Source organism: Actinacidiphila yeochonensis CN732, assembly GCF_000745345.1.
Taxonomy (GTDB): Bacteria; Actinomycetota; Actinomycetes; order Streptomycetales; family Streptomycetaceae; genus Actinacidiphila; species Actinacidiphila yeochonensis.
In genome coordinates this window covers 1,192,229-1,208,308 of record NZ_JQNR01000003.1, presented here as the reverse complement: position 1 = coordinate 1,208,308, position 16,080 = coordinate 1,192,229, and the positions used below count along the sequence as shown (strand labels likewise).

Annotated in this window: 13 protein-coding genes; 9 read left to right on the top strand and 4 right to left on the bottom strand. The window is 74.9% G+C overall.

What is annotated here, in order from left to right:
• Window positions 1-502 precede the first annotated feature (502 nt).
• Window positions 503-784, top strand: coding sequence for an HU family DNA-binding protein (locus BS72_RS06635; RefSeq protein WP_037907150.1), 282 nt, complete (start codon window positions 503-505; stop codon window positions 782-784).
• A 477-nt stretch (window positions 785-1,261) separates the two neighbouring features.
• Here BS72_RS06635 and murA read toward each other — a convergent pair whose 3' ends face one another.
• A complete protein-coding gene (gene murA, locus BS72_RS06630; protein WP_037907149.1) occupies window positions 1,262-2,629 on the bottom strand; it encodes a UDP-N-acetylglucosamine 1-carboxyvinyltransferase in 1,368 nt (455 codons plus the stop codon).
• Between the two features lie 178 nt (window positions 2,630-2,807).
• Between murA and BS72_RS06625 the strand changes: the two genes are divergently transcribed.
• Genes BS72_RS06625 through BS72_RS06615 form a run of 3 tightly spaced genes read left to right on the top strand, consistent with a single transcriptional unit; the run spans window position 2,808 to window position 4,984 of the window.
• Window positions 2,808-3,386, top strand: a complete 579-nt coding sequence (locus BS72_RS06625) for a YqgE/AlgH family protein (protein WP_198545762.1) — start codon at window positions 2,808-2,810, stop codon at window positions 3,384-3,386.
• Window positions 3,387-3,414: 28 nt separating this feature from the next.
• Complete coding sequence (locus tag BS72_RS06620) at window positions 3,415-3,729, top strand: DUF3039 domain-containing protein (RefSeq protein ID WP_037907146.1); 315 nt, start codon at window positions 3,415-3,417, stop codon at window positions 3,727-3,729.
• A 58-nt stretch (window positions 3,730-3,787) separates the two neighbouring features.
• Window positions 3,788-4,984 (top strand): tetratricopeptide repeat protein, encoded by a 1,197-nt coding sequence (locus BS72_RS06615; protein WP_037907145.1) that lies wholly within the window; start codon window positions 3,788-3,790, stop codon window positions 4,982-4,984.
• A 129-nt stretch (window positions 4,985-5,113) separates the two neighbouring features.
• Here BS72_RS06615 and BS72_RS06610 read toward each other — a convergent pair whose 3' ends face one another.
• Window positions 5,114-5,554, bottom strand: coding sequence for an ATP-binding protein (locus BS72_RS06610; protein WP_078901106.1), 441 nt, complete (start codon window positions 5,552-5,554; stop codon window positions 5,114-5,116).
• Between the two features lie 39 nt (window positions 5,555-5,593).
• Entirely contained in the window at window positions 5,594-5,803 is a 210-nt protein-coding gene (locus BS72_RS06605) for a hypothetical protein (RefSeq protein ID WP_157856156.1), read from the bottom strand.
• Between the two features lie 456 nt (window positions 5,804-6,259).
• On the opposite strand from BS72_RS06605, the gene BS72_RS06600 reads away from it, so the two are divergent.
• From BS72_RS06600 to BS72_RS06580, 5 genes are all read left to right on the top strand, one after another.
• Window positions 6,260-7,438, top strand: coding sequence for a helix-turn-helix domain-containing protein (locus BS72_RS06600; RefSeq protein ID WP_037907143.1), 1,179 nt, complete (start codon window positions 6,260-6,262; stop codon window positions 7,436-7,438).
• A 75-nt stretch (window positions 7,439-7,513) separates the two neighbouring features.
• Window positions 7,514-9,211, top strand: a complete 1,698-nt coding sequence (locus tag BS72_RS06595; RefSeq protein WP_037907141.1) for a beta-N-acetylhexosaminidase — start codon at window positions 7,514-7,516, stop codon at window positions 9,209-9,211.
• Window positions 9,212-9,542: 331 nt separating this feature from the next.
• Entirely contained in the window at window positions 9,543-10,415 is an 873-nt protein-coding gene (locus tag BS72_RS06590; RefSeq protein WP_037907139.1) for an FAD binding domain-containing protein, read from the top strand.
• Window positions 10,412-12,658, top strand: a complete 2,247-nt coding sequence (locus BS72_RS37075) for a (2Fe-2S)-binding protein (protein ID WP_051950714.1) — start codon at window positions 10,412-10,414, stop codon at window positions 12,656-12,658. Before BS72_RS06590 ends, BS72_RS37075 begins: the two co-directional genes overlap by 4 nt.
• Before the next feature lie 106 nt (window positions 12,659-12,764).
• A complete protein-coding gene (locus BS72_RS06580) occupies window positions 12,765-15,062 on the top strand; it encodes a xanthine dehydrogenase family protein molybdopterin-binding subunit (protein WP_232792256.1) in 2,298 nt (765 codons plus the stop codon).
• Window positions 15,063-15,262: 200 nt separating this feature from the next.
• On the opposite strand, the gene BS72_RS06575 is transcribed toward BS72_RS06580, so the two are convergent.
• Window positions 15,263-16,054, bottom strand: coding sequence for an SDR family NAD(P)-dependent oxidoreductase (locus BS72_RS06575; RefSeq protein ID WP_037907137.1), 792 nt, complete (start codon window positions 16,052-16,054; stop codon window positions 15,263-15,265).
• Window positions 16,055-16,080 lie beyond the last annotated feature (26 nt).

The following is a 16,080-nucleotide window of genomic DNA, read 5'->3' as shown; positions in this document are numbered from 1 at the left end:
CAGTAGTTCGGATGTCCTGGACCGGGTAGCGGATCGCGGTCCGGGTGCCGCTCGGCGAGGCGATGACCGCGCCCGCGTCGCGGCTGAGGGCTGCCGCTGCGCCGGAGTCACCAGGATGTGCGACCACGGCGGTGGCGATGGGTGTGCGCGAGGCTGCCCAGGGATCAGGGGTATGGCGCCGAGCGGGTTGGGAGCGTGGTTGTCTCGCGGCGGCTGGGGCGGGCGGCAGCGGGGGTCCAGGGTGGACGCGGACGCCCGTGGGGTTGGTTGGAGCGAGCCGGTCGCGGAGAGTGATGGTGGGGGGAGGGTGGCGTCGCGGGTGTCCCCGGGGCGGTCAGGAGGGGGCGCAGGGCCCCCTCTCAGCGGTTTTTCCGCGACTCGCGCGGGCAGGCGATTGGCTTTCCCCCCATATATGGGGGCAGGATGCACACCTGGGCAGTGAGGCAGACAGCAACACGGCTAGAGCTCGCGCCCCTGGCAGAAAGAACACGGGAGTACAGATATGAACCGCAGTGAGCTGGTGGCCGCCCTGGCCGACCGCGCCGAGGTGACCCGCAAGGACGCCGACGCCGTGCTGGCCGCGTTCGCCGAGACCGTCGGCGAGATCGTGGCCAAGGGTGACGAGAAGGTCACCATCCCCGGCTTCCTGACCTTCGAGCGCACCCACCGCCAGGCGCGCACCGCCCGCAACCCGCAGACCGGTGAGCCGATCGAGATCCCGGCCGGGTTCAGCGTCAAGGTCTCCGCGGGCTCCAAGCTGAAGGAAGCTGCCAAGGGCAAGTGAGCCCCGCCGGCCTGGCCGCCGGACAGGCGGCCGGCCGTACGCCGCCGCGCGTGCGTCGAGGGCGGCCGTCCCACCCCTGAGGGGCAGGGACGGCCGCCCTCGACGTTTTCCCGCGCGTTTCCGCGTGTTTCCGCGCGTTCTCCGGGCCTTGTCCGGACCTTCCCCGCGCGTGCCTCGTACGAGCCCGTACGACGCCGTACGAGCTCGTACAGCGCGGTCTCCGCGGGGTCCGCGGTCCGGCGCCCTCACCCGTACGGCGGCAGTCCCCGTACGGGCCTTCGGCGTACCCGGAACGCGCCCCTGCCCGGAAGCGGCCCAGCGCCCGGCGCCCCGCACCCGCCTGCCGCCACCGCCCCACACGCCACCGCCCCCGCACGCCGAGGCCCCGTGCGCCGCCTCCCGGTCTGGGAAGCGGCGTACGGGGCCTCGGGGGCTCGGACGGCCCTCGTGCGGGCCGCGCGGCGAACGGGCTCGGGCTCAGGCCACCGCGCCGGTGCGCTCCTGGGACGCCGGTCGCGGCACCGGGAGCTCGATGTCGGCGCCGAGGCCGCGCAGCTTGTCCAGGAAGTTCTCGTAGCCGCGGTTGATCAGGCTGATCCCGTGCACCCGGGAGGTGCCCTGCGCGGCGAGCGCCGCGATGAGGTAGGAGAACCCGCCCCGCAGGTCCGGGATCACCAGGTCGGCGCCCTGGAGCTTCGTCGGCCCGGACACCACCGCCGAGTGCAGGAAGTTGCGCTGGCCGAAGCGGCAGGCGCTGCCGCCCAGGCACTCCCGGTACAGCTGGATGTGCGCACCCATCTGGTTGAGTGCCGAGGTGAAGCCCAGCCGCGACTCGTAGACGGTCTCGTGCACGATCGACAGCCCCGCCGCCTGGGTCAGCGCCACCACCAGCGGCTGCTGCCAGTCGGTCTGGAAGCCGGGGTGGACGTCCGTCTCCAGGGCGATCGCGTTCAGCGGGCCGCCCGGGTGGTAGAAGCGGATGCCCTCGTCGTTGATGTCGAACGCGCCGCCGACCCGCCGGTAGGTGTTGAGGAACGTCATCATGGTGCGCTGCTGGGCCCCCCGGACGGTGATGTCGCCGCCGGTGGCCAGCGCCGCGCTCGCCCAGGACGCCGCCTCCAGGCGGTCCGGCACCGCGTGGTGGGTGTAGCCGCCCAGCGAGTCCACACCGGTGATCCGGATGGTGCGGTCGGTGTCCATCGAGATGATCGCGCCCATCTTCTGCAGGACGCAGATCAGGTCCTCGATCTCCGGCTCCACCGCCGCGTTGGTGAGTTCGGTCACCCCCTCGGCGAGGACCGCCGTCAGCAGCACCTGCTCGGTGGAGCCCACCGACGGGTACGGCAGCCGGATCTTGCAGCCGCGCAGGCCCTTGGGGGCCTCCAGGTACTGGCCGTCGGCCCGCTTGTCGATGGTGGCGCCGAAGGAGCGCAGCACGTCGAAGTGGAAGTCGATGGGCCGGCCGCCGATGTCGCAGCCGCCCAGGCCGGGGATGAAGGCGTGGCCCAGGCGGTGCAGCAGCGGCCCGCAGAGCAGGATCGGGATGCGCGAGGCCCCGGCGTGCGCGTCGATGTCGGCGACGTTGGCGCTCTCCACCTTGCGCGGGTCCATCACCAGCTCGCCGGGCCGGTCACCGCTCTCGACGGTCACGCCGTGCAGCTGGAGCAGGCCGCTGACCACCCGCACGTCCCGGATGTCGGGGACGTTGCGCAGCCGGCTCGGCTCGCTGCCCAGCACCGCGGCGACCATGGCCTTGGGCACCAGGTTCTTCGCGCCTCTGACCCGGATCTCGCCTTCCAGGGGGGTCCCACCGTGGACGAGCAGCACATCGGCGATGTCGGTCATGGGTCTCGCGATCGTCGAAAGAGGGTGGTCTGAGGGCCGGGCGGCGCGCACTCCCACGCCGTCCGAGGTTCCCGCACAGCCGTGCGGGAACCACGAAGAGATGGTAATGCGCTTGACGTCATAGCCTGCCCTGCCATTGACCCTCCGTCTGCCCGCCGGTTGGGGGATCATGTGCAGCATGACCGAGGTGTCCTCGCTCACCGGACGACTGCTGGTGGCCACGCCGAAGCTCGCGGACCCCAACTTCGACCGGGCCGTGGTGCTCCTCCTCGACCACGACGGTGAGGGGGCGCTCGGCGTGGTGCTCAACCGTCCCACCCCGGTCGGTGTCGGGGACGTGCTGGAGCCGTGGGCCGGCCTGGCCGTCGCCCCGCAGGTGGTCTTCCAGGGCGGCCCGGTCTCGCTGGACTCCGCGCTCGGCCTGGCCGTGGTCCCGGGCGAGCCGGGCGTCGACCGGGACGGGGACCTGCTGGGCTGGCGCCGGGTGCACGGCGCGATCGGCCTGGTCGACCTGGAGGCGCCGCCGGAGCTGCTGGCGCCCGAGCTGAGCAGCCTGCGGATCTTCGCCGGCTACGCCGGATGGGGGCCCGGCCAGCTGGAACGGGAGCTGGTGGACGGTGCCTGGTACGTGGTGGACTCCGAGCCCGGCGACGTGTCCTCGCCCTCCCCGCAGCTGCTGTGGCGGGCGGTCCTGCGGCGGCAGCGCAACGAACTGGCCATGGTCGCGACCTATCCCGACGATCCGTCTCTCAATTAGCTCCGCGTCTCAACTAGTCTTGATGGCTATGAGCACTCTCGAGCCCGAGCGCGGGGCGGGCACCGGCACCCTGGTCGAGCCGACTCCGCAGCTCTCCCACGGTGACGGCGACCACGAGCGCTACGCGCACTACGTCCAGAAGGACAAGATCATGGCCAGCGCGCTCGACGGCACCCCCGTCGTCGCGCTGTGCGGCAAGGTCTGGGTCCCCGGGCGCGACCCGAAGAAGTACCCGGTCTGCCCGATGTGCAAGGAGATCTACGACGGTATGCCCGCCGGCGGCGGTGGCGACCGGTCAGGCTCCGGCTCGTCCGGCTCGTCCGGAAGGGGCGGCAACGGCTGACAGCGGCGCGTTCGGTCCGCCGGACGCCGCCGACGACGACGCCAGCAGCGGGGACCGCGTGCACGCCCTGGTCAGCCAGGGCCGCTTCGCGGAGGCCCACGCCGTGGTCGACGACGCCTTCGTGGAGCGCAACGGCAGCGCGGGGTACCTGCTGCGTGCCTGGGTGCTCGCGCAGGAGCAGCGTCCCGCCGACGCGCGGGACGCGGTCGACTGGGCGCTGGCCATAGCCGGCCCCGCCGAGGCCGCCGACGTCTTCGTGCTGGCCGGCGTCGTCCTTCTGGCGATGGACGAGCCGCACGCCGCGTTGACGGCGGCACTGCGCGCCTCGGGCACCGACCCCGACGGGTGGGAGCCCAAGGTGCTGCTCTCGGACGTCTACCGGCGGCTGGGGCGCCCCGCCGACGCGGTGGCCGCGGCCCGCCGGGCGGCGGCCATGGCCCCCCACGAGGTGGAGGCGCACGTGGCGCTCGCCCGGTCGCTGTGGGCCGAGCGCGGCTTCCTCGGACGCATACCGAGGCGCAGCCGCGCCGAGCACCGGGCCGCGGCGCGGCGGGCGCTGGCGCTGGGGGCCGCGCCGGGCCAGCTGGTCGCCCCGCGCGGCGGGGCGCTCTTCGGGGGCGTGGGGCTGGCGCTGTTCGCCGCCGTGCAGCTCTACCGGGTCGGTACCGGCGACACGTGGGGGCTGCTGGCCGCCGGGGTCGGCCTGGCCGTCGCGGTCGTGCTGGTCGTGATGGCGGCGCGGACCGGCGCCCGGCGCACGGGTGTCAGCGCGCTCGCCCGGATCACCGGTATCCGGGCGACCGTCCGCACCGAGCTGGTCGGCGATCCCTGGCTGTGGCGGATCGCCGCCGTCCGCACCGCCCTGCTGATGCCGCTGCCGGCCCTGGTCACCACCGGCCTGGTCGCCGACCGGGCCTGGCAGGGCCACCCGGTGCCGGCCTGGGCCGCGACCCTGCTGGCGGTGGCCGGGCTGACCGGCGTCAGCGCGCTCGTCCTCGCCGTGCCGTGGTGGTACGGCGGCATGTACGCGCGGCGCATCCTCCGTTACGGGGGTTTCGTCCGGACCCAGCTCACCGTGGTCGGCCTGCTGGCCGGCGGCACGCTGGCGCTCGCGGTCCGCGGGGCGGCGGTGAGCGGGCTGTGGGCGGCCGCGGCGGTCGCCCACTTCGTCTGGACGGTCGGCGGCTGGCTCACCGGCGCGGTCCTCGTCTCCCGCTTCCACGCCCTGCGGCGGCGCGAACTCTTCTCCACGTAGGCCACGTAGGCCACGTAGGTCGCGTAACCCACGTGGCCCACGCGGGCCGCGCAGGCGGCCTGGTGCCCACCCCGGCCACGCGGGTCGTGGTCGTCGTCGCGGTCGTCGCTGTGGTGGGGGACACGGGGCTCAGCCGTTTCCGGCGGAGGGGGCCGCGGAGGGGATCACGGCCCAGACGGCCTTCCCGGCGCCGTCGCGGCTGGAGACGCCCCAGCGGCCACCGGTGAGGGCGTCCACGAGGGACAGGCCGCGGCCGCCTTCGGCGTCGTCGGGAACCTCGCGGGGGACCGGGGCGGCGGACCCGGCGTCGTGGACCTGGATGCGGATGCCGTCCGGCAGGTGCTCGAAGTGCGTCTCGATCAGTATGTCCGACGGGACCGTCGCGTGCCGGAGCGCGTTGGTGAACAGCTCGGAGAGCACCAGTTCGGCGACGTCCGCCGTCTCGGCGAGGCCCCAGACCAGCATGTTCTCCCGGAGGGCGTGCCGCGCCGGTCCGACCGAGCGGGGCTCGACGACCCAGCGCCGTACGGAACGCGCGATCACCTCGGCTTCGAAGATCGGGTGCAGCATCACCGGCCGCTCCCTCCCGTGCGTCGCGGCCACGGCCGGCTACTCACCGGGGACCGCCGTCCGGTCCGTGGCGCGGCGGTGGGGATGCTGCCGGATCATCTCGTCGTACGTGCCGACGTTCCGGGTGTTGCCCCAGCTCCGCGCGGCCTCCCGCGCGTTGCCCGCCGCCCGGCAGATCCGGCAGCCCTCGACGGGTACGGGTTCCGGCCTCGATGGTTCGGCCTGAGTCGTCGTGGTTTCAGCGCTCACCTTCAACCCACCTCCTCGCAATCCTGTCCGTACGGCCCTCGGCGGGTGAGCCACGCGGCCGGTTCGACGTGGCCGGAGTGCCGCGTCAACCCGGGTCCCGTGGGACGCCCTTCGAGTGCCCTTGGAGCGCTCGCCGGGTGCCCGTCGGGGTGCCCTTCGAGTGCTTCGCCGCCGGAAGCGGCCGGGCCCGGGCCCGTGCTCCCGACGGTGGAGGCTCCGCACGGAGGGGGCGGCTTCGGCACGTTCCCGGACCGGGGGAACCGCCGACGGCCCGCAGGCCGGGTCGGCCTTGGCCGGTGCGACGGTCGCGCCGGCCCTCCCTCACTCGAAGCGGTTCATTTCCGGTAACCACTCAACTCCCGTGCGCCATGATCAGTTAGCACATTCCTTGCACAACGACGTTGAGCCGGGCTTCTGTTGATATGGGCCCAGGATTCGGCATGGGAGAGTGACGCCATGGAAAGCACTCCGGCGGCCGGTGAGAACATCGGCGTCCTGCGCAAGACGCGAGGGATGGGCCAGGCCAAACTGGCCCGCGAGGCCGGTATCTCCCTTTCCTACCTGAGCAAGATCGAAGTGGGCCTCAGGCCCGCCACGCCCCCTGTGGTCGCCTCCATCGCGCAGGCGCTGCACGTCACCACGGCCCGGATCTACGGACAGCCGTTCATGGGGCCGTCGGAGCAGTCGGACCGGCTCAACGACCTCCGCAGCGCGGTCCGTCGGCACACCCTCCCCAAGGAGGACCAGCCGGACCCCGCCGACCTGCTCAGGGATCTCCGGCACGCGGCGGTCCTGCGGGCGGACACCCGCTACCTGGAGCTGCTGCGGGTGCTGCCGGGACTGCTGGGCCGCGCCACCGCCAGCGCGCTGGCCTCGGACGGCGACCCGACCGCCTGGGGCAACGTCGCCGACGTGTACGGCTGCGCCTACGCCGTCGCGCACCGGTTCGGGGAGCCCGATCTCGCGGAGATGATCGTCGCACGGCAGTTCTGGGCCGCACAGCAGACGTGGAACCCGCAGGCGGAGGCGGCGGCCGCCTGGAACGAGGCCGGGACCTACCAGAGCGCGGGCCAGTACGAGGACGGCCTGGCCATCGTGGAGCGGGCGATCACGAAGTACGAGGCGGGCTGCTCCACCGGCCCGGAGAAGGTCGTGCACCTGGGCTCGCTGCACCTGCGCGGCGTGGTCCTGGCGTCCCGGAACAAGGACCACAAGGCGACCCGGAACCACCTGAACAAGGCCTGGGCGCTGGCCGAGCAGCTTTCCGGGGACGTGCTCCAGCACAACCTCACCTTCGGGGCCGGGAACACGGCCCTGTACGAACTCGCCGCCCACGTCGAACTGGGCAAGCCCGACAAGGCGGCCGAGATGTCGGCCCCGCTCATCGAAACGCCCCCTCCCGGCCTCAAGCCCAACCGCGTCGGCCGGCTCTGCATCGACGTGGCAAGGGCCCGGCTGGCCACCAAGGATCTGGCGGGGGCGGAGGAGGCGTTGAAAGCCGCGTTCAAGGTGGCGCCGCAGATGTCGGAGATCCACCCCATGAGCCGCGAGGTGCTGCGCGTTCTCTTCATACTCCACCAGCGCTCCAAGCCCGAGCTGATGGAGATGGCGAAGCGGGCCGGACTCACCGCGTAGCGGTCTTCCCGCCGGTCCGGGACCCCTTCGCGCATTGGTCTATGCCAATGGGTGTCGGCGGTGCAGGATTGCCCCATGGACCTCATCCCCACCCCGCGTCACACGGCCACCTACTCCGCGGACGACAGCCGCGCGTTCACGCTGAACCACGCGACCGTGCTGCACGAAGGCCCCGGCACCGCCGGCGCGGCGCGCTGGCTGCGCTCGACGCTGGGCGCGGCCACCGGCCTGCCGCTGCCGCCCGGCACGGGTTCGCCGGGCGGCACCGTGCGGCTGGCCCTCGACCCGACCGTCCCGGGCGGCCCGGAGGGCTACCGCCTCACCGTGGACCCGGCCTCCGGGGTCCGCGTGACGGGCGGCGGGCCGGCCGGGGTGTTCTGGGGCGCGCAGACCCTGCGCCAACTGCTCGGGCCGGACGCGTTCCGCCGCGCACCGGTGCGGGAGCGCGAGTGGCGGGTGCCCGCCTGCCACCTCTCCGACGCGCCCCGCTTCCGCTGGCGCGGCCTGCTGCTGGACGTGTGCCGGCACTTCCTGCCCAAGGACGGTGTGCTGCGCTACCTGGACCTGATGGCCGCCCACAAGCTGAACGTGCTGCATCTGCACCTCTCCGACGACCAGGGCTGGCGGATCGAGATCCGCCGCCACCCCCGGCTGACCGAGGTCGGCTCCTGGCGGAAGCGGTCCAAGGTGGGCCTGCGCGAGTCCCCGCTGTGGGACGAGCGCCCGCACGGCGGCTTCTACACCCAGGACGACATCCGCGAGATCGTCGCCTACGCCGCCGACCGGCACATCACCGTCGTCCCCGAGATCGACATCCCCGGCCACTCCCAGGCCGCCATCGCCGCCTACCCGCACCTCGGCAACGCGGACGTCGTGGACACCGCCGCGCTCGGCGTCCTCGACCACTGGGGCGTCAACCCGAACGTGCTCGCCCCCACCGAGGAGGTGCTGCGCTTCTACGAGGGCGTCTTCGAGGAGGTGCTGGAGCTGTTCCCGTCCCCGTACGTGCACGTCGGCGGCGACGAGTGCCCCAAGGACCAGTGGCGCGCCTCGCCCACCGCGCAGGCCCGCGTCCGCGAACTGGGCCTGGCCGGCGAGGAGGAGCTCCAGTCGGCGATCGTCCGCCACTTCGACTGCTGGCTCGCCGACCGGGGCCGCCGCCTCGTCGGCTGGGACGAGATCCTGGAGAGCGGGCCGCGCACCGTCCCGGAGGGCGGCCCGCGCGCCGACGGCGCACCCGGCACCCGCGGCGGCTACGGCCTGACCGGGGGCGCCGTCGTGTCGTCCTGGCGCGGCTACGCCGGCGGGGTGGCCGCCGCCCGCGCCGGCCACGACGTGGTGATGTGCCCGGAGACCCGGGTCTACCTCGACTGGCGCCAGTCGGACGCGCCTGACGAGCCGATACCCGTCAAGCACGTGCGCACCCTGGAGGACGTCTACCGCTTCGAGCCGGTTCCGCCGGAGCTGACCGAGGCCGAGGCGGCGCACGTCGTCGGCGTCCAGGCCAACATCTGGACCGAGACGATGGACTCGGTGCGGGCCCTGGACTACATGGCGTTCCCGCGGCTGTCCGCGTTCGCCGAGGTCGCGTGGTCCGCGCTGCCCGCCCCGGAGGACCGGGACTGGGCCGGCTTCGAGACCCGGATGCGCGCCCACTACGGCCGGCTGGACGCCCTCGGCGTGGAGTACCGCCCGCCCGGCGGCCCGCGGCCGTGGCAGCGCCGCCCGGGCGTCCTCGGCCGCCCGTTGCAGGGCCCGCCGCCCGAGCGCTGACCCCCCGTCCGCCCGCAGCCCCGGCCCCGTCCGTCCCCGCCTGCCGCCGTCTGCTCCCGGCCGCCTCCGTACGCCCCGCGCGCCCCCACCGCGCCGGGGGCCGGAGCCGGCTCGGTACCAATCATCCCGGTACGGTCCGAACCGCGGCGTTCCCGGCACAGCGGTCGATCGCCGCACGGCCGTACGATCTCCCCCCCGCGGTGCGGATCGGTACTTCGCGGACCCTCGCGCCGACCGCGGGGGAAGATGTGCCAGAGTTGCCACGTCCGGGCTGTCAGCACGTACGGTACGGCTACCGCGCGACGGCGGTGGGCTGGGAAGGGGCAGCTGCGTGAGCACCTACGCACGGCAGGCGGCGGCGAACGTCACACTGCCGTCCTCGCTCGACGAGGCGGTGGAGGCGCTGGCCGCCATGCCCAGTGCCGTGCCCGTGGCCGGCGGAACCGACCTCATGGCCGCCGTCAACTCCGGGCTGCTGCGCCCCGCCGCGCTGGTGGGCCTCGGCCGGATCAGCGAGATCCGCGGCTGGCACTACGCCGACGGCGCCGCCCTGCTCGGCGCCGGCCTCACCCACGCCCGCATGGGCCGCCCCGACTTCGCCGCGCTCATCCCCGCGCTGGCCGCCGCCGCCCGCTCCGCCGGGCCGCCGCAGATCCGCAACGCCGGCACCCTCGGCGGCAACATCGTCACCGCCGCGCCCACCGGCGACGCCCTGCCGGTGCTGGCCGCGCTGGAGGCCGGGGTGGTGCTGGCCGGGCCGGAGGGCGACCGCGAACTGCCCGTCAGCCACCTGCTCACCGGCCTCGACCCGCTCCGCCCGGGCGAGTTGCTGGCCTTCGTCCGCATCCCGCTGCTGCACGCCCCGCAGACGTTCCTGAAGGCCACCGGCCGCACCGGCCCCGGCCGCGCGACCGCCTCCGTGGCCCTGGTCGTCGACCCGGCGCGGCGCCAGGTGCGGTGCGCGGTCGGCGCGGTCGCACCCGTGCCGCTGCGCCCGCTGGAGGCCGAGCAGTGGGTGGCCGGCCTGATCGACTGGGACGGCGAGCGCAGCCTCGCCCCCGAGGCGTGCACCGCCTTCGGGGAGTACGTGGCCGCCGCGTGCATCCCGGACCAGCCCGGCGTCGAACTGCCGCCCGCCGCCGTCCAGCTGCGGCGTACGGTGGCCGCACTGTCCCGCCGAGCGCTCGGGAGGGCCCTGGCATGACCGACCGGCACCCCAACGAGCGCGGCCACGAGCCGGAGCGGCACCCCCAGGCGGGGCACGGCAACGCGGGCGCGTGGCAGCCCGTGCCAGGCGGCGCGGACTACGACCCCGACCAGACCATGCACGTCTCCTTCGCCGCCCAACTGCCGCCCGAGCCGCGCCCCGGCGAGGACCCGCTCGGCGCCCACGGCCCGGCCGGCGACGGCTACCAGCCCCTGGACCTGCCCGACTACGCCGGCTACCAGGCGCCCTACTACGGCGCGCCCGGCGGCACCCCCGTCTACGGCCAGCAGCGCCCCGCCGGCGGCCACCCGCACGAGGACGCCGGCCGGCGCGGCCCGCGGGACCCCGGCGGCCAGGGGCACCCCGGCGGCCCGAACCCGCGTGACCCGCAAGGCGGTTACGGCGCCGACCCGGCCGCGGGGGCGGCCCCCGGGAACGACCCCGCCACCTCGTGGACCATCCCCGTCATCCGGGACGACGCCGAGAACGACTCCGGCGAGTACAGCGTCGGCGCCTTCGCCCAGCCGTGGGACGACGTGCCCCCGCCGGCCCCCGGCCGCCCGTCCCGGCCGGCCGGCCTCTTCGGCCAGGGCGCCGCCGCCGCGCAGGCCGCCCAGGCCCGTGCCGCCGAGGCCCGCGCGGCCGAGGCCGCCGCCGCGCACGGCGCCGCGGGCCCCGGCGACGCCGAACCGCCCGCCCACCCCGGCCCGGCGGACTTCCCCGGGAACGTCGGGGCCGGCGGCTGGAGCCCGTCCGCGCCCTATGAGCCCGCCGGCGACTACGCGGGCTACCTCCCCGCCGACTTCTCCGACGCGGACTTCCCCGACGCCGACCTCCCGGACACCGGCCTTCCCGCCGTCGACCCCTGGCAGAGCTATGCCGGAACGGGCGCCGGAGCCGGAACGGGAGCCGAACCGGACGCCCCCCGAGGCCCGCTCGCCGGCTACGAGCCGGCCGAGCCCTACGGCGGCGGCGCCGTCGACCCCTGGCTGCCCGCCGCACCGCCGGCCGCTGACGGCGCCTGGTCCGGCGTGGTCGACGACCCCGACGGACCCGCCCCCGCCTCCCACACGGCAGGGACCGCCCCCTCCGAGGCGCCGGCGTCCGAGCCGACCGCCCGGGAGGCCGCGGGCCACCCGGTGGACGCGCCCGGCGCGGAAGCCGGCGAGCCCGTGCCGGACGCCCCCGCCGCGGCGGAGTACGAGGGCGGGCCGGAGGGCCACCTCCCGCCGTCCGGGTCCGAGGGCGACCCGTACGCCGCGGCGCCGGAGCTGAACCTGGACCCGCACCCGGTCGCGCGCACGCACCCGGCCCCCGCCCCGTCGCCGTCGCCGGAGCAGGCGGCCGACGGGCCCGGCCCGGAGGCTCCGCGGCACGACGTCGAGGACGCGGCCGCCCCGCGGCAGGAACGGGAGCAGGAGCAGGAACTGCCCGAGGAGGGGCTCGCCGAGGACCGTTCCCGCGAGGACGGCCAGGCCGAGGACGCCCCTTCGGACGGCGCGCTTCCGGAACCTCCCGGGCTCCACGGGCTTCCCGAGCTTCCCGAGGACGCCTTCGCCGGCGCCCTCCCGGAGGCCGCCGCCGACGGCACCGCGTCCGACCCGGAGCCGGCCCCGGACGCCGACCCCGCGCCCGTTCCCGAGACCCGCAGCGAGCACCCGCTCGCCTCGTACATGCTGCGCGTCAACGGCACCGAGCGGCCGGTCACCGACGCCTGGCTCGGCGAGTCCCTGCTCTACGTGCTGCGCGAACGCCTCGGCCTGGCCGGCGCCAAGGACGGCTGCGAGCAGGGCGAGTGCGGCGCCTGCTCGGTCCAGGTCGACGGCCGGCTGGTCGCCTCCTGCCTGGTGCCGGCGGCGACGGCGGCCGGCAGCGAGGTCCGCACCGTCGAGGGCCTGGCCGCCGACGGCCGCCCCTCGGACGTGCAGCGGGCGCTGGCCGAGTGCGGCGCCGTCCAGTGCGGCTTCTGCATCCCCGGCATGGCCATGACCGTGCACGACCTGCTGGAGGGCAACCACCGGCCCACCGACCTCGACATCCGCAGCGCCCTCAGCGGCAACCTGTGCCGCTGCTCCGGCTACCGCGGTGTGATCGAGGCCGTCCGCACCGTCGTCGCCGAGCGTGAGGCCGACGACGGGGCCGGCGCCGCCCAACCGGGGGACGAGCCGGGCCGCGTCCCGCACCAGCTTCCCCACCAGGGCGGCCCCGGCACCCCCGGCACCCCCGGAGCGGGCGCGTGACCGCCCGCCCGCCCCTCGCACCGCCCGCGCGCACCGCCCCGGGCGGCGCCGTACCGCCCGCACACCCAGCAACCGCCGCACCGTCCACGGGAGGAGCCGCGTGAGCATCATCGAAGGTCCTGCGGCCGCCGACGCCCTCGCCGACGACGGCGCCCCGTTCGGCATCGGCGCCTCCCTGCCGTCCGACGACGCGCCCGCCAAGACGCAGGGCACCTACCCGTACGCCGCCGACCTGTGGGCCGAGGGGCTGCTGTGGGCGGCGGTACTGCGCTCCCCGCACCCCAGCGCCCGCATCGTCCGCATCGACACCTCCGAGGCCGTCGCCATGCCCGGCGTGCGCGCCGTGGTCACCCACGAGGACGTGCCCGGCGACGCCATGCACGGCCGGGGGGTCGCCGACCGGCCGGTGTTCGCCTCCGAGGTGGTGCGCCACCACGGTGAGCCGGTCGCCGCCGTCGCCGCCGACCACCCCGACACCGCGCGGCTGGCCGCCGCCGCCATCCTCGTCGAGTACGAGGTGCTGGAGCCGGTCACCGACCCGGAGAAGGCGTTCGCCGCCGCGCCGCTGCACCCCGACGGCAACCTCATCCGCCACATCCCGCTGCGCTTCGGCGACCCGGACGCGGTCGGCGAGGTCGTGGTGGAGGGCCTGTACCGGGTGGGCCGCCAGGACCCGGCGCCGATCGGCGCCGAGGCGGGCCTGGCCGTGCCCCGCCCGGACGGCGGCGTCGAGCTCTACACCGCCTCCACCGACCCGCACGCCGACCGGGACGTCGCCGCCGCCTGCTTCGGCCTGGAGCCGGACCGGGTGCGGGTGGTCGTCACCGGGGTGCCCGGCGCGATGGCCGACCGGGAGGACCCGGGCGTGCAACTCCCGCTCGGCCTGCTGGCGTTGCGCACCGGCTGCCCGGTGAAGTTCGTCGCCACCCGCGAGGAGTCCTTCCTCGGCCACGCCCACCGCCACCCCACGCTGCTGCGCTACCGGCACCACGCCGACGCCGAGGGACGGCTGGTCAAGGTCGAGGCGCAGATCCTGCTGGACGCCGGCGCCTACTCCGACGCCTCCTCCGACGCGCTGGCCGCCGCCGTCGCCTTCGCCGCCGGCCCCTACGTCGTGCCGCACGCCTTCGTGGAGGGCTGGGCGGTGCGCACCAACAACCCGCCCTCCGGCCACGTCCGCGGCGAGGGCGCCCTCCAGGTGTGCGCCGCGTACGAGGGCCAGATGGACAAGCTCGCCGCCAAGCTGGGCCTGGACCCGGCCGAGGTGCGGATGCGCAACGTCCTGGCCACCGGCGACCTGCTGCCCACCGGGCAGACCGTCACCTGCCCAGCACCCGTCGGCGAGCTGCTCAAGGCGGTGCGCGACGCGGACCTGCCGCCGCTGCCGGACGGCGACGACGAGTCGCAGTGGCTGCTGCCCGGCGGTACCGCCGGCGCGGGCGAGCCGGGCGCGGTGCGCCGTGGCGTCGGCTACGCGCTCGGCATGGTGCACGTCCTGGGCGCCGAGGGCACCGACGAGGTGTCCACCGCGACCGTCCGCGTCCACGACGGGCGGGCCACCGTGCTCTGCGCGGCGGTCGAGGCCGGGCAGGGCTTCACCACGCTCGCCCGGCAGATCGTCCAGGAGGTGCTGGGCGTGCAGGACGTACGGGTGCTGCCGTCCGACACCGACCAGCCGCCGGCCGGACCGTCCGCGCGCGGCCGCCACACGTGGGTGTCGGGCGGGGCGGTGGAGCGCGCCGCGAAGATGGTGCGCACCCAGCTCCTCCAGCCGCTGGCCGCGCAGTTCGGCATGTCGGTGGAGCTGCTGTCCATCGCCGACGGCAAGATCACCTCCTACGACGGGGTGCTGTCCACCACCGTCGACGAGACGCTGGACGGCAAGGAGCTGTGGGCGACCGCGCAGTGCCGCCCGCACCCCACCGACCGGCTCGACGAGAACGGCCAGGGCGACGCGTTCGTCGGCCTCGCGTTCTGCGCGGTGCGCGCGGTGGTCGACGTCGACATCGAACTCGGCGCGGTCCGCGTGGTGGAGATGGCGGTCGCCCAGGACGTCGGCCGGGTGCTCAACCCGGCGCAGGTCGAGGCCCGCATCGAGGCCGGGGTGACGCAGGGCGTCGGGCTGGCCCTGATGGAGGACCTGCGCAGCTCCCACGGCGTCGTCAAGCGGCCCAACCTCACCGGCTACCCGCTGCCCACCGCCCTGGACGCCCCCGAGGTGCGCGTCGTCAAACTGGTCGAGGAGCGTGACGTCGTCGCCCCCTTCGGCGCGAAGGCGGTCTCGGCGGTGCCGGTCGTCACCTCGCCCGCGGCGGTGGCCGCGGCGGTGCGCGCCGCGACCGGCCGCCCCGTCAGCCGGCTGCCCATCCGCCCCCAGGCCGCGGTGGTCAAGCCGCAGACCTGACCCCCCGGGCGGGGCCGGGGGCGCCACTGTGGCGGGTGGATCAGCAGTCGGATTCCGCGGGGGTGGCCGATGAGCTGTGCGCGGTCCGCGCAACGCGGGCGAGCAGGGTGCGCAGCTGGTGGGCGTCGCTTTCGGCGAGGTCGGCGAGCGGTTCCGCCTCGGCGGCGGCGAGCCGGGGTGATCCAAAGAGAACGGGCCGGCTAGACCATTGCCGTCAGAACACCCCCGTCGGCTCGAACCGCGGCACCGTTGGTGGCTGCCGACAACGGACTGGCCAGGTAGAGCGCGAGCTGCGCGATCTCGGACGGTTCGATGAAGCGTTGCAGGAGCGTGGTCTGGTTGGCGCCGATGATCGCGGCCTTCATCTCGTCGGCCGGTACGTTTCGGGCCTGGGCGATGCCGGCGACCGCGTCCGCGACGCCGTCCGAGTAGGTGGGTCCGCCGAGGATCGTGTTGACGGTGACCGCAGTGCCGCGTGTGAGCTTGGAGAGACCGTTGCCGAGGGCGAGCATCGCTGCCTTCGTCACCCCGTAGTGCACCATGTCGGCGGGGATGTTCACGCCCGATTCGCTGCTGATGAAGATGATGCGGCCCCAGTTCCTGTCGACCATGCCCGACAGGACGTGGCGCGAGAGTCGGACACCGCTCATGACATTGACGTCGAAGTAGCGCTGCCACTCGTCGTCGGAGACATCCTCGAAGCGGTCAAGGCCGAAGAGGCCGACGTTGTTGACGAGGATGTCGAGATCGCCCAGTGATCCCAGCAGGTCCTGGACCTGAGCGGGATCGGCGAAGTCGGCAACCAGTCCGGAGACATCCGCGTCCGGGACGTCGGCACGGAGCCGTCTCACGGCGTCCTGGACGCCGGTCTCGCTGCGTCCGTTGACAACCACTGCGGCGCCCTCGCCGAGCAGTGCACGCGCGACGGCGAAGCCGATGCCTTGGGTCGAACCGCTGACGAAGGCGGTCTTGTCTTTCAGCCGCAGGTCCATGAATCCACTCGTTCCTGTGATGCCGA

What these genes read in the sequence shown, in the direction of transcription:
- BS72_RS06635 (WP_037907150.1), top strand. Translation starts at nt 503, where the DNA reads ATGAACCGCAGTGAGCTGGTGGCCGCCCTGGCCGACCGCGCCGAGGTG.
- murA (WP_037907149.1), bottom strand. Translation starts at nt 2,629, where the DNA reads ATGACCGACATCGCCGATGTGCTGCTCGTCCACGGTGGGACCCCCCTG.
- BS72_RS06625 (WP_198545762.1), top strand. Translation starts at nt 2,808, where the DNA reads ATGACCGAGGTGTCCTCGCTCACCGGACGACTGCTGGTGGCCACGCCG.
- BS72_RS06620 (WP_037907146.1), top strand. Translation starts at nt 3,415, where the DNA reads ATGAGCACTCTCGAGCCCGAGCGCGGGGCGGGCACCGGCACCCTGGTC.
- BS72_RS06610 (WP_078901106.1), bottom strand. Translation starts at nt 5,554, where the DNA reads ATGCTGCACCCGATCTTCGAAGCCGAGGTGATCGCGCGTTCCGTACGG.
- BS72_RS06600 (WP_037907143.1), top strand. Translation starts at nt 6,260, where the DNA reads ATGGAAAGCACTCCGGCGGCCGGTGAGAACATCGGCGTCCTGCGCAAG.
- BS72_RS06595 (WP_037907141.1), top strand. Translation starts at nt 7,514, where the DNA reads ATGGACCTCATCCCCACCCCGCGTCACACGGCCACCTACTCCGCGGAC.
- BS72_RS37075 (WP_051950714.1), top strand. Translation starts at nt 10,412, where the DNA reads ATGACCGACCGGCACCCCAACGAGCGCGGCCACGAGCCGGAGCGGCAC.
- BS72_RS06575 (WP_037907137.1), bottom strand. Translation starts at nt 16,054, where the DNA reads ATGGACCTGCGGCTGAAAGACAAGACCGCCTTCGTCAGCGGTTCGACC.